Raw genomic sequence first — 11,962 nt, 5'->3', positions numbered from 1 at the left:
TTCACGCGGCCAGTGCGGGTTGCATGGCATCCACCAACGCTTCGGCGAACCCGCCCAGCGGCATCGCGATGCACGTGATGCCCTGCTCTTCGGGAAAGCGCGCCTCCATACGCGTCGGTTCGTCGGGCAGCCTCACAGATAAATGGCGGCGCCGGCGCCCACGTTGGTCGCGGTGTCTTTCAGCGTCTTGACGATGTACTTGACCTGGTCGGTGTCGAGTAGCGTGTGCAGCGGCAGCGCCAGCGCGCGATCGCCGATGCGCTCGGTGTCGGGCAACAGGCCGCTCTTGCGGCCGATCGCATCGCCCGCATTCATGTAGTGGAACTGCTGATGCAGCGGATGGCTGTAGGCCACCGTCTCAATGCCGCAAGATTTCATGTCGTCGATCATCTGGGCGCGCGCGCTCTGCGTAAAACGCTTGCCCAAATGCACAACATAGAGCATCCAGTGCACTTCTTCGACGTCCTCGGCCACGTAGGCCGGCTTGATCCCTTCGAAGCTTTGCATCTCCTCGTGATACCAGGTCTCGACCTGCTTTCGCTGCGCGAGGCGCGTGTCGAGTTCGGCCAGTTGCGCGAGACCGAGCGCGGCGGTCAGATCACTGATCCCGGCCTGCAGCGGCACCCGCGAGCCGACCGAGACGGACGCGCGGTCCGTGACGCGCCGCTCGCGCAGATAGCGCAGTTCATGGACGAGTTCGTCATCGTCGGTGACGAGCATGCCGCCCGCTCCTGTGCACAGCGCGGACGGGCTGGAGAAGTCGAACACTGATACGTCGCCGAAACAGCCGACGTTGCGGCCCCGGTAGCGCGAGCCCAACGCCTCAGTACTGTCTTCGATCAGCCGCAAGCGCTGCGCGTCGGCAAGTTCGCGCAGCAGCGCCCACGCGGCCGGGTGGCCGTTGGTATTGCCGGCGAGGATCGCGCGCGTGCGAGGGCCGATCTTCTGCGCGGCTTTTTCGGCGCTCAGACAACCACTCCAGTAGTCGATGTCGGCGAACACCGGCACGGCTCCCGCCAGCGTGATCGCCTGCGCCACCTGATGCCAGGTGTGCGACGCGCAGACCACCTCGTCTCCCGGGCCGATCCCCGTCGCGCGCAACGCAATCCAGGTGGCGAGCGTGCCGCTCGCGACCGCGACCGCATACTCCCGGCCAACCCAGCCCGCAAACGCGCGCTCGAACGAATCAAGCATCGGCCCGTCGCTCCAACGCGAGGATTGCAGCACCGCGTTGACGAGATCGATCTCGCGCGCCGCGCAAGCCGGTTCGCTCAGCGCGATCTCATCGATTTCCATGCGCCTTGTCCTCAGTCAGGATCAACGCATCGGCCTCTTCAGGCCGCTGCGTGATGGTCCTGTAATACCCGGCCGATATCGCGAAATAGATACTGCGCACACTGAACCGGAGCGCTGCTGTCTCGTCGCGCATCACCGTTGCGCTGACATGCATTGTGCGCACCTCGGGATAACGTTCGTGCCGTTGCGCGGCAGCGTCGCGTAGCGTCGGTGCCGTGCGGAGCAGGTCCGCCGCGAAGTCCAATTGCTCGGCGTTGAGGCTCATCTCACTCCTCCACGCCAGCAATGCGCCGCGCTTCGACCGTGATGGGCAGTGGCGTATCGTCGGCCATCGCGGGCAATTCGAGCTGCCAGCCGTTCGCGAGCGTGACGAGACCGCCCCACATCCCGGGCTGCGCCATCGCGACAATGGGCTCTTCCAGGTCCTTCTTTGGCACGTAGGCGCTCAGCGCGCCCTTGCTGTCCTTGCGGATCATGACTTTCATGGTTGCGGACTCCGGAGATTGATGACAGGTTCAAACCAGCTTCAAGCGGGATGCGCTGCTTCCTCCAGCAGTGGACGAAGCAACGGCGGTAGATGGGCGAGCACGTACTCAATGTCCTGCGCCGTAGTGATTTCGCCGAGCGACAGCCGCACCGCTGCAACACGACCTCGGCGGGAAGCTCGCCGAAGCGCAGGTAGCTGGTGCCGGGCCGACGCGGTGCCTGCGCTGGCGAAGATCAACTCTGCGGGCTTGCAATCGAGCGCTCGCGCGATCGTCGCGCGGGCCGCAGCCAGCGTGCCCTTCGCCTGCTGCCCGACGGCATGCTGCGACGACGCGTTGCCCCACACATCCGTCAGGATGGACAGCATCGCCTGCCACGGCGGAGGCTGGCGGCATGGTCGCGTTGTGGTCGAGATAGATCGTCGCCCGGCTCCGTTAGTTTGCTTCACGGCCAGAACACGCATTCGCGATCGATGCACAGCGTGTCCAGCAGCTCGGCCAGATCGGTGCTCTCATGCTGGGGCATCCATCGGTGCGACGCATGATCGCGCGCGCTCAGGTGCCACATACCGTCTTCATCGCGCGTGAGCCAGGCTATGTCGATCAGCCCGCCATTCGCGTCGACATTGCGGGAGCAGCACGGGCTCTCGACACGGAACCCCTGCCCGTCGCGCAGCACGCGCGGCAGCACATAGCGGTAGCGGGTACGCTCGCGCAACGCTTGCTCGATCTGGCGCTGGGTCAGGTCGAACGGGCGGCCCGCGCGCAAACCGTCGCGCGGCGGCGCCGCTTCTGGCGCGCTCGCCTGAACCGTCATGACATGGCTCCTTCTTCGGGTAGCAGGCCGGCGGGTGCGGGCGCAATTTCATTCTCCGTGCATCCGACGACACAGTTGCCGAACTCCACCAGATAGACCGGCTCGCCGCTCTCAACCACCTGCCCGACGTTGACGATTTCGCCGACCGTACCCGCCTCGGCCAGACAATCGTCCTGGCCGCGCTCCGGAAAGCTGCCGTCGTTGCACAGGTCATCCAGCGCGATCACGCGCATGCCCCACTGATAAGCAGGCTGAACCGGTTCGATACTCATGCTGACGGCTCCTGCGGTTGCGACGTTTCCGGCTGGACCCGCGTGCCGATCTTGTGCAGCGCTTCGGCCCGCTCGCCCAAGCCTTGCAGCACGTCGTCCGGCAGGTGGTCGAGCGTGCATAGCTCTTTCGCGCGCATGCCGACGCGGTGGCCGCTCTCGACGAAATACACCGCATAGATATAGAACTGCTGAAGGAAGGTGTCGATGCTGGTGACGTAGCCAATCTCGCCCTTGTTCACCAGCACTTCGCCGATGTCCTTGCCGTTGTAGGTGCCGTCGTTGCGGATCACCGCGCGTGCGATCACGCGCTCGCCGTAGTTGAAGCGCGGGGGAAACGCGACCTCGATCAGGTCGTCGTCGCGGTTGATGTCAGCCATGCTTCACTCCTGCTGATCGTTGCGTCTGTCCGGTGGTCATCAGGTTAGCGACCTCGCCCGACTGCCGGCGCTGCCGCGCGAGCGCGCGCACCTCTTCGCGCACGTTCTGTACGCTCATGGTTGCGTCCCCGTCCAGCCGCGCGTCGGATACGCACTCAGCGCATTCATTACATCGTCGGACCCGACGCCGGTCTCATGACGATCCAAGACTTGCGAAAGCAGCGCGCCCCCCACCCGGTCTTCGGGATCGAGCCGGCGCAATTCGCGCAGTAGCATGCGCGCTTCTTCAAAGTCGCCGAGACGCATGTTGAGGTACGCGAGGCCCTTCAGCGTGAACAGATAAAAACGCGCGGCCGCGTCATAACGCGTGGTCACGATCGCGGCCGCAAGCGGTTCGTCGCCGAAATCTGAGCCCAGCGCGGTGCGGGCGACCGCCAGCGCGTCTTCGCCGATCGCACGCGCCTGCGCCAATTGATGGCCGTAGAAGTAAAAGCGGTACAGCGCGATCAACGGCACCGGATGGCGCGGTGCAGCGGCGCGGGCGCGTTGCAACAGCGCGAGCGCCTCGTCGGGGCGCTCGCGCAACCGACCCGCCTCGGCGATCAATGCATTGACGCCCGACGGCAAGCCGCCGCCAATCGCGCTCTGCGCAAACGCGGTCATTACGTCGTCGAGGGCACGGTCGCCGGACTCCATCGCCATCGCTCCTCTTCAGGAGATCTGACGCGGCAGCGGCGGCCGCCCACGGCCAATCGCGCTGACATCGATGGTCGCCACGCCCGGCGGCGCCGATTCCGCACTGCTGCTGCAACCACAAGCGGCCTGGTTCGGATTGAAAAAGATCAAGCCGGACTGGGTTGGCGTGTCGGCGAAATCGATCGTTATGCCTTCGAGCATCAGCCGGCTCTCAGCCGGCAGGAATACGCGCAGGCCGTTGATGTCGAGTTCCTGTTCGCCTGGTTGCAGCGCCGGCTCGGCGGTGAATTTCGCGGTATAGCCGGAACAGCCGCCGGCGCTCACCACCAGACGAAAGCCGGCCCCAGCCGGCAGGCCCGAAAAGCGCACGATACGACGCATGAACTTCTCGGCGGCACTCGTAACAGTTACGTTGGACAGCATGATGCGTAGTCTCCTGATGGATGAATGGCCGGCCCGGCCACGAGCCAGACTCAAACCTGAACGATGCAGCCGTCCACGGGACACACGGCGACGCACTGCGGGTCGTCGAAGTGGCCTTCGCATTCGGTGCATTTCTTGGCGTCGATCGCGAACACGCCGCCTTTCTCGCTGATCGCCACATTGGGGCATTCGGGTTCGCAGGCCGAGCATCCCGTACAGGTGGACGCAATAATCTTCAGAGGCATGGAGGCTCTCCTGTTGTCCTGTCTGGAAGGGTGTGGGGGTGTCACGCCGCTGAGGCTGACGAGGTGTAAGCACCCTGGCGGATCGAAGCATCGCCGCGGTCCCGGTGCTCGATGGCGCCGCTGGCGATGCGACTGCGGTAGTCGTTGAACCAGGCAAGCACCGCTGTTTCGATAAATTCGCCGACGTACTGATCGACCGGCTCGATGCCCGCTTGCGCCAGTTCGTCTTTCGGGCAGGCGCCGATCTTCGCGACCAGCACCGCGTGGCAGTCGCGAAGCGCGCGCACGACCGACGGTAGTTGCTCGTCGTCGCCGTAACCGCCCCGGCAATACAGGTCCACCCGGCGATGGCCGACGAACAGCGCGTCGGCTGCCGAGACCTCGAAGATCTGAAACTCCGTGACGTGGCCGAAGTGCTCGTTGACCCGGCCGCCGCCCTTCGTTGCGACCGCGACCAGCACCTTCATGTCGTCGGCGACGTCGATCTCGCGAGAGACAGCCAGCGCTTCTTGCTTCGCGTCGTGCTGCGCCTGACGCTCGGCTTCGACGCGCTTCTGGTATTCACGGCGGCGGTCGAGGTCGTAGACCACTTCCATCTGCTCGATCTTGTCGAGCGTGAAATCCTCGCTGCGGTCCTCGCCCAGCAGGCCAACCGCATCCGCGCGGCACTGGCGGCAATGACGCATCAGGTTGGCGCCGCCCATGCAGGCGTCCTGCACGGCCTTGAGTTCCTGCGCAGTCGGTCCGCGCTGGCCGCTCAGGCCAAAGTGAGTGCCGTGCTCGGGCTCCGAAATCAGCGGCATGATGTTATGCAGGAACGCGCCGCGTTTCTTGACGTCGCGGTTGACCTCGATCAGGTGCTCCTCGTTGATGCCGGGAATCAGCACCGAGTTGATCTTGGTCAGCACGCCGCGTGCGGTGAGCATCTCGAGACCCTTCATCTGCCGGTCATGAAGGATGCGGGCTGCTTCGTAACCGGTCACGCGCTTGTGCTTCCAGAAAATCCACGGATAGATTTTCTCGCCCACCGCCGGGTCGACCATGTTGATGGTGATTGTCACGTGGTCGATGTTGTACTTGCAGATTTCGTCCACGAGGTCGGGCAACGCCAGGCCATTGGTCGACAGGCACAGCTTGATGTCCGGCGCCTGTTCCTGCAGCATTCGGAACGTCTCGAAGGTCTTCTTCGGGCTCGCCAGCGAATCACCGGGACCGGCGATGCCAAGCACCGTCATCTGTGGAATCTCGCTTGCGACCGCCACGACCTTCTTCACTGCCTGTTGCGGCGTTAGCTTCTGAGAGACCACGCCGGGACGCGACTCGTTCGCGCAGTCATATTTGCGGTTGCAGTAGTTGCACTGGACGTTGCAAGCCGGCGCCACCGCCACATGCATGCGCGCATAGTGATGATGGGCTTCTTCCGAGTAGCATGGGTGATTCTTGATTTTCTCCCAGATGTCCGGCGGCATGTCGTCGAGACTACCCGACGCGCCGCAGCTGGCCCTACCCTCGCCACCGTGCGTGCCGCAGCCGCCACCGGTCGACAGGTCTTCGATCTTCACGCCGAGCGGTTTAATCTGCCCGATGCTGATATAGGCCGCTGCGGGCAAGTCGCTCGCATTTGAACTCGCTTGCATGGATATCTCCTCGCAACCAACGGCGGCCGCGCGCAAGCCATAGAGCCAGATCCATGCCACTCGACAAGAACGCCAGGAATCAACGGGTTAGGATATATTTCGCAGTTCTGTTTGATCCCGGCGCGCGACGTATGCCTACAATCTCGTTGCGTCGTGTCGGTGTTGCGACAAATCTCACACGACCCGGACAGCATGTTCTGAACCAGCGAGATGGACCCGCACAAACCAGATCAATCGTTCGCGTTCACCCTCCGGCTTCCCCGGCTTGCGATGTCGCGAACGTGTAATCGTCCGCTGCTGCTCGTCACGCGAAAGACCCGTAGCGCTCAGGCCGCGCAGTTGCCCCTCCGGTTCGGCCAGCACCACAAAGGCGCGCCGCCACTCCATCGTCTGCACAAGATAGTTCAGGGACTCGCGGAAGGCTTTCGCCACATCGAGCGACGAAACCAGCGTCTTGCTCACCTCGTAGACGCCGTCCAACGCTTGCCTGAATGTTCACCGTTGACTTCCCCGTCGTGCGCTGCGCGCTTTCGATGTACCAGCGCAAGGCGCACGATCGACCCAAAGACACAGCGTTTGAAGTAAGCGCATTTCTACGCCTGACGATTCAGCCATCGCGCGTGTCAATCCCCCGCGCGTAACGACAAATCCGACAAAAAGAACGGCGGCAATCCTCACTCGTCGGGCGCATCGACACAAAAACAACAGCGAAACAACAGCGGCCCAGTTGAAAGAGGCCACTAGAGCGTGAAAATCCATTGGCATGGAAGTTGCCCTGAAGGTCGCATTACCCCGCTTCCAGGAGCCTGCGATGTCGGATTTCCAACGCGTGAGTACCGGCCTCCATCCGCGCGGCGCCAACCCGGTGCATCTGGATCATGCCGCCACCACGCCGGTCGATCCGCGCGTGATCAGACGCATGCTGCCTTACCTGACCGAGATGTACGGCAATCCCGCCAGCCGTTCGCATGCCTATGGCTGGGTCGGCGAAGAAGCGGTGGAACTGGCCCGCGAGCAGGTCAGTTCGCTCGTCAACGGGGACCCGCACGAGATTGTCTGGACCTCGTGGGGCTCCGGACGCGCATGCGGATCGCGTGCCAAATGCACGGCGGCGTCCACGAGCGCGGCATGCGTTCGGGGACGTTGTGCACGCATCAGATCGTCGAGGAACTGCCATTGCCGCCGGTCGAGATCCACTGCTCGATTCTCGCGCCGAGGACGCGATCAAGGCGGCCGTGTCTGACTTTCGCTCGCGCCAGACGATTCGAGGCGCAGCAGCCGACGACCTGTAACTCGCCGAGCAACCGACCTGCCCGTCTAACCCGAAGTGAGTCCATTCAAGCCTGAGAGGAACCTCCATGGAAACGCTCACCCAACCGGCTTCCGCCGCACCCGGCGTCATGCCCGACCTACTCGAATTCACGCCTCAGGCCGCTGCGAAAGTGGCCTCGCTGATCGAGGAAGAAGGCAATCCCAACCTGAAGCTGCGGCTGTACGTGTCCGGCGGCGGCTGTTCGGGCTTCCAGTACGGCTTCGCGTTCGACGACCAGGTGGCGGACGACGACGTGCAGATCGTCACGGACGGCGTCACGCTGCTGGTCGATTCGATGAGCCAGCAATACCTGCCCGGCGCGCGCGTCGACTACGAAGACGGTCTGGAAGGTTCGCGCTTCGTCATTCACAACCCCAATGCGCAGAGCACCTGTGGCTGCGGCAGTTCGTTTTCCGTGTGAGGCAATCATGAAATCTCACTGACTGGCGCCTCCCGACGACGAGGAGAACAACCAGTTCGACATTGCGTGGGGCCTTGGATAGCCGATGGATAGCCAATCCCTACAGCGTTTGCATCGCGCCGACCGCGTCCGCACGTCCTGGCTGACCACGCCCATCGCATCGCGCATCGCTTTCTGCAGCGCCGTGTTCATCGCTACACCTGGCTGTTCGAAACAGGACATTCGCGACAGGTCTTCGTTGGAACCGCTTCATCACAGCGCCAGCGAACACCGGAAAGCCCCGCGGCAAGCGGCTATTCGCACTAACCTTGCATGGCGCAGTACTTGCAAACCGTATGATCAAATGCCTAAAGGATAACTTCCCGTGTCGAATCCGATCATCAACGACACCACACTGCGCGACGGCGAACAGACCGCTGGCGTCGCATTCACGGTTGCCGAAAAATGCGCGATTGCCGAGGCGCTCTCAAGCGCCGGCGTACCCGAACTGGAAATCGGTATCCCCGCGATGGGTGCCGAGGAAATCGATTGCATCCAGGCCATCGTCGCACAGAATCTCGACGCCGATCTGATGGTCTGGGGCCGTCTCACCGACGCGGACCTGGCGTCGGCCTTGTGCTGCAATGCCGACATCATTCACCTGTCGATTCCCGTGTCCGATATCCAACTTCAACACAAATTGCGCCAGCCGCGCTCGTGGGTGCTCGCGCAGGTGAATCGCGTGATCAGCGCCGCCGTCAAAAGCGGCCGCAAGGTTTCGCTGGGCGCGGAGGATGCCTCGCGCGCGGACCCCTCGTTCCTTGTCGACGTGGCGCGGCACGCGCAACAGTGCGGTGCGCAACGCATCCGCTTTGCGGACACGCTCGGCGTCCTCGATCCTTTTTCGACCTATGAAGCGATTGCGCGATTGCACGACGCGGTCGATCTGGAAATCGAAGTCCACGCGCACAACGACCTCGGGCTCGCGACCGCGAACACCCTTGCCGCACTGCGCGCAGGCGCAACCCACGCCAACACCACTGTCAATGGTCTCGGCGAACGCGCCGGAAATGCCGCGCTGGAGGAGATCGTGATGGGCGTGCGCCATATCATGGGTCGCAACACCGGCGTCGACACGACCGCGCTATTGAGCATCTCGCGGCTTGTCGAACGGGCTTCAGGACGCCCGGTCGCGCTTAACAAAAGTATTGTCGGGGCCAGCGTATTCACGCACGAGTCCGGCATCCACACAGACGGGCTCGCGAAGAATGCATCGACCTACGAGAGCTTCGATCCCGTCGAACTCGGTCGCGAACGCTCGGTCGTGCTCGGCAAGCATTCGGGTTCGCAAAGCGTGCGCCGGGCTTATGACGCGCTCGGCCTGGCCGTCAGTGAAAAGCTGCTCGTGCTGCTGCTGACCCGGATCCGCCACCATGCCGCCCAGCACAAGCAAACGCCCAGCGCCGCCGACCTGTATCGCTTCCTGATCGAGGTGCGCTACACCGTCGGAGAATTGTCATGAGCGGCGCTGTGGTCGGCTTCACGAAGTGCGTCGCGAAACCCGAACAGTCGGGCACGACGCCGCCGAGCGCCACCAGCGGCGCCTGCGACAAGTACTTCGCCGAGCCGACGCTCTGTCCATACCTATCCTCATCCGCTTGCAAGGAGTAAACGCGATGGAAAGCTTTGTCCAGCAACTCAAGGCGCTGTCCTCAGCCGAGGACTTCCTGCAGTTCTTCGGCATTCCGTTCGACCAGAAGGTCGTCAACGTGAGTCGACTGCACATCCTCAAGCGCTTCTTTCAGTACATCCAGCAACAGGACGCGCTGCCGGAAGGCGACGAACCCGCCCTGTTCGCGTCATATCACGCGCTGCTGCTGAAGGCTTACGGCGACTTCGTCACCTCCACGCCGGCGCAGGAAAAAGTGTTCAAGGTGTTCCGGGACACCAATGGGCGGCAGCACGTTTCACTCGACAGTCTGCGCGCGTCGCTGCCCGCGCGCACCCTTGCCTGACAGGTGGAGCAAGACCATGCACATCGTTAAGACCATGCACATTGTCGTCTGCATCAAGCAGGTCCCGGACTCGACGCAGATCCGCGTTCATCCGGTCACCAACACGATCATGCGCCAGGGTGTTCCGGCGATCGTCAACCCGTATGACCTGTTTTCACTCGAAGAGGCGCTGCGACTGAAGGACCGCTTCGGCGGCAAGGTCACGTTGCTTTGCATGGGCCCGCCGCAGGCCGAGGAAGCGCTGCGCAAGTGCATCAGCTTCGGCGCGGACGACGCCGTGCTGCTCACCGACCGTGCATTCGCTGGCGCGGATACGCTCGCTACGTCGTACGCGCTGGCAGCGGGTATCCAGCAGATCGCGAAGGAGCAGGCGGTGGACATCGTGTTCACTGGCAAGCAGACGATCGACGGCGACACCGCGCAAGTCGGCCCCGGTATCGCCAAACGCCTCGGGCTGCAACTGCTGACCTACGTGTCGCGCATCGTCGAGACCGCTCTCGATGCGCGCACGATCACCGTCGAGCGCCGCGCCGAGGGCGGCGTGCACGTGCTCAGGACTGCGCTGCCGTGCCTGATCACAATGCTGGAGAACACCAACGAACTGCGCTTTGCGACGCTGCCCGCGATGATTCATGCGGCCGGCTATCCGGTGCACAAATGGAACTGCGAACAGGCCGGCATCGAAGATCTCAGCAAGATCGGCCTGAAGGGCTCACCGACAGTGGTCAGCAAAGTCTTTGGACCGACGCCGCGCAGCGAGAAAGCGGAGATGCTCGACCTCGACGCATCGAGTCTTTGCGACGTGTCGGTGAACCTGCTGCAAAAGATCTTCACGCGCCATCCTACTTTGGAAGCTGACCTGCTGATGAAGGAGGGTTCATGAACGCGCCCGCCGCCCCCGCGAAGAAACCCGCCGGCCGCGCAGGACGCAATCTCGAACTGCCGAAACACCTGAAGGCCTACAAAGGCGTCTGGGTCTTTATCGAGCACGACCGTGGACACGTGCACAGCGTCTCGTGGGAACTGCTCGGTGAGGCGCGCAAATTGGCCGACACGCTCGGCAGCCGAGTGGGCATCGCGGTGCTCGGTGGCGCAAATGAACCGCTCGAACAGTTCGCCGCAGAAGCCTTCACTTACGGCGCGGACGATGCGTACATCGTCCGCGACCCGGTCTTGCAAGGCTATCGCAACGAGCCGTTCACGAAAGGGCTGACCGACCTCGTCAACCGGCATCAGCCCGAGATCCTGCTGCTGGGCGCGACGTCGATGGGCCGGGACCTTGCCGGCTCCGTAGCGACGACCCTGTTGACCGGGCTGACCGCCGATTGCACCGAACTCAACATCGATCCCGCGTCGCGGGCGCTGGCGGCGACGCGCCCCACCTTCGGCGGCTCGCTGTTGTGCACGATCATGACGCTCGCGTACCGTCCGCAGATGGCGACGGTGCGCCCGCGCGTGATGCCGATGCCGCTGCGCGACGCCGAACGCACCGGCAACATCGTCCATGGAACGCTGGGGATGATCGAGACGGACATCGTCACGAGGCTGCTCGACTTTATCCCGGATGCGAGCAGCAACCGGATCAACCTGCCCTATGCCGATGTGATTGTGAGCGGCGGCAAGGGGTTGAAGAGTCCGGAAAACTTCCAGCTGGCGTTCGATCTGGCGAACGTGCTCGGCGGCGAAGTGGGTGCGACCCGGCCATGCGTGCAGGCCGGCTGGGTCGAGGGGGAGCGCCAGGTGGGACAGACCGGCAAGACGGTGCGGCCCAAGCTCTACATCGCCGCCGGCATATCCGGCGCGATCCAGCACCGCGTGGGCATGGAAAGCGCAGATGTGATCGTGGCGATCAACACCGACCCGAACGCACCCATCTTCGATTTCGCACACTACGGGATTGTCGGCAATGCGTTGCAAGTGTTGCCCGCGCTGAAGCAGGCTTTTGCGGAGCATTTGAGCCGGCGCCGCAAGCAGGCTGCCTGAGGAG

The 11,962-nt window shown here is 63.4% G+C and carries 18 protein-coding genes and 3 pseudogenes; 7 read left to right on the top strand and 14 right to left on the bottom strand.

Annotated features, from left to right (window positions below; translation table 11 throughout):
• Position 1 precedes the first annotated feature (1 nt).
• From HDG32_RS28210 to HDG32_RS28150, 14 genes and pseudogenes are all read right to left on the bottom strand, one after another.
• Positions 2 to 130 (bottom strand): annotated as a pseudogene (locus HDG32_RS28210) (SIR2 family protein); the annotation flags it as partial.
• 2 nt (positions 131 to 132) lie between these two features.
• Entirely contained in the window at positions 133 to 1,296 is a 1,164-nt protein-coding gene (locus tag HDG32_RS28205) for a DegT/DnrJ/EryC1/StrS aminotransferase family protein (protein WP_184072326.1), read from the bottom strand.
• On the bottom strand, positions 1,283 to 1,561 hold the full coding sequence (locus HDG32_RS28200) for a hypothetical protein (RefSeq protein WP_184072324.1): 279 nt from the start codon (positions 1,559 to 1,561) through the stop codon (positions 1,283 to 1,285). Before HDG32_RS28200 ends, HDG32_RS28205 begins: the two co-directional genes overlap by 14 nt.
• A gap of 1 nt (position 1,562) precedes the next feature.
• A complete protein-coding gene (gene nifT / locus HDG32_RS28195; RefSeq protein WP_007177241.1) occupies positions 1,563 to 1,781 on the bottom strand; it encodes a putative nitrogen fixation protein NifT in 219 nt (72 codons plus the stop codon).
• A 41-nt stretch (positions 1,782 to 1,822) separates the two neighbouring features.
• Complete coding sequence (locus HDG32_RS36740; RefSeq protein WP_260336623.1) at positions 1,823 to 2,149, bottom strand: hypothetical protein; 327 nt, start codon at positions 2,147 to 2,149, stop codon at positions 1,823 to 1,825.
• A 77-nt stretch (positions 2,150 to 2,226) separates the two neighbouring features.
• Positions 2,227 to 2,598 carry a hypothetical protein gene (locus HDG32_RS28185; protein ID WP_184072322.1) on the bottom strand — a complete coding sequence of 124 codons (372 nt, stop codon included), beginning with the start codon at positions 2,596 to 2,598 and terminating at the stop codon, positions 2,227 to 2,229.
• Positions 2,595 to 2,870, bottom strand: a complete 276-nt coding sequence (locus HDG32_RS28180; protein ID WP_027193759.1) for a nitrogen fixation protein NifZ — start codon at positions 2,868 to 2,870, stop codon at positions 2,595 to 2,597. The genes HDG32_RS28185 and HDG32_RS28180 overlap by 4 nt, the downstream gene beginning before the upstream one ends.
• A complete protein-coding gene (locus tag HDG32_RS28175; RefSeq protein ID WP_184072320.1) occupies positions 2,867 to 3,247 on the bottom strand; it encodes a nitrogen fixation protein NifZ in 381 nt (126 codons plus the stop codon). The genes HDG32_RS28180 and HDG32_RS28175 overlap by 4 nt, the downstream gene beginning before the upstream one ends.
• Positions 3,240 to 3,365: a hypothetical protein gene (locus HDG32_RS36735; protein WP_260336622.1), complete on the bottom strand. Its 126-nt coding sequence runs from the start codon at positions 3,363 to 3,365 to the stop codon at positions 3,240 to 3,242. Before HDG32_RS36735 ends, HDG32_RS28175 begins: the two co-directional genes overlap by 8 nt.
• Entirely contained in the window at positions 3,362 to 3,943 is a 582-nt protein-coding gene (locus HDG32_RS28170; RefSeq protein ID WP_184072317.1) for a hypothetical protein, read from the bottom strand. Before HDG32_RS28170 ends, HDG32_RS36735 begins: the two co-directional genes overlap by 4 nt.
• Before the next feature lie 15 nt (positions 3,944 to 3,958).
• Positions 3,959 to 4,366, bottom strand: coding sequence for an iron-sulfur cluster assembly accessory protein (locus HDG32_RS28165; protein WP_116117469.1), 408 nt, complete (start codon positions 4,364 to 4,366; stop codon positions 3,959 to 3,961).
• A gap of 50 nt (positions 4,367 to 4,416) precedes the next feature.
• A complete protein-coding gene (locus tag HDG32_RS28160; protein ID WP_184072316.1) occupies positions 4,417 to 4,611 on the bottom strand; it encodes a 4Fe-4S binding protein in 195 nt (64 codons plus the stop codon).
• Between the two features lie 41 nt (positions 4,612 to 4,652).
• The gene (gene nifB / locus HDG32_RS28155) at positions 4,653 to 6,248 is read right to left on the bottom strand and encodes a nitrogenase cofactor biosynthesis protein NifB (protein WP_184072314.1); all 1,596 of its coding nucleotides are present in this window, start codon (positions 6,246 to 6,248) and stop codon (positions 4,653 to 4,655) included.
• A 291-nt stretch (positions 6,249 to 6,539) separates the two neighbouring features.
• Positions 6,540 to 6,728 (bottom strand): annotated as a pseudogene (locus HDG32_RS28150) (nif-specific transcriptional activator NifA); the annotation flags it as partial.
• Between the two features lie 331 nt (positions 6,729 to 7,059).
• Between HDG32_RS28150 and HDG32_RS28145 the strand changes: the two are divergent.
• The 7 genes and pseudogenes from HDG32_RS28145 to HDG32_RS28115 all read left to right on the top strand — a co-directional run.
• Positions 7,060 to 7,314, top strand: a pseudogene (locus HDG32_RS28145) (aminotransferase class V-fold PLP-dependent enzyme); the annotation flags it as partial.
• Positions 7,315 to 7,606: 292 nt separating this feature from the next.
• A complete protein-coding gene (erpA, locus tag HDG32_RS28140; RefSeq protein WP_184072312.1) occupies positions 7,607 to 7,981 on the top strand; it encodes an iron-sulfur cluster insertion protein ErpA in 375 nt (124 codons plus the stop codon).
• 364 nt (positions 7,982 to 8,345) lie between these two features.
• Entirely contained in the window at positions 8,346 to 9,482 is a 1,137-nt protein-coding gene (gene nifV, locus HDG32_RS28135; RefSeq protein ID WP_184072310.1) for a homocitrate synthase, read from the top strand.
• The gene (locus HDG32_RS28130; RefSeq protein WP_184072308.1) at positions 9,479 to 9,631 is read left to right on the top strand and encodes a hypothetical protein; all 153 of its coding nucleotides are present in this window, start codon (positions 9,479 to 9,481) and stop codon (positions 9,629 to 9,631) included. The genes nifV and HDG32_RS28130 overlap by 4 nt, the downstream gene beginning before the upstream one ends.
• 5 nt (positions 9,632 to 9,636) lie before the next feature.
• Positions 9,637 to 9,975 (top strand): nitrogenase stabilizing/protective protein NifW, encoded by a 339-nt coding sequence (gene nifW / locus HDG32_RS28125; protein ID WP_184072306.1) that lies wholly within the window; start codon positions 9,637 to 9,639, stop codon positions 9,973 to 9,975.
• A 34-nt stretch (positions 9,976 to 10,009) separates the two neighbouring features.
• On the top strand, positions 10,010 to 10,858 hold the full coding sequence (locus HDG32_RS28120; protein ID WP_184072391.1) for an electron transfer flavoprotein subunit beta/FixA family protein: 849 nt from the start codon (positions 10,010 to 10,012) through the stop codon (positions 10,856 to 10,858).
• The gene (locus tag HDG32_RS28115) at positions 10,855 to 11,958 is read left to right on the top strand and encodes an electron transfer flavoprotein subunit alpha/FixB family protein (RefSeq protein WP_184072304.1); all 1,104 of its coding nucleotides are present in this window, start codon (positions 10,855 to 10,857) and stop codon (positions 11,956 to 11,958) included. The genes HDG32_RS28120 and HDG32_RS28115 overlap by 4 nt, the downstream gene beginning before the upstream one ends.
• The last annotated feature ends 4 nt before the right edge of the window (positions 11,959 to 11,962 follow it).

This window comes from Paraburkholderia sp. CI2 (assembly GCF_014201055.1).
Classification (GTDB): domain Bacteria; phylum Pseudomonadota; class Gammaproteobacteria; order Burkholderiales; family Burkholderiaceae; genus Paraburkholderia; species Paraburkholderia tuberum.
This window is presented reverse-complemented; position numbering and strand designations above follow the sequence as displayed.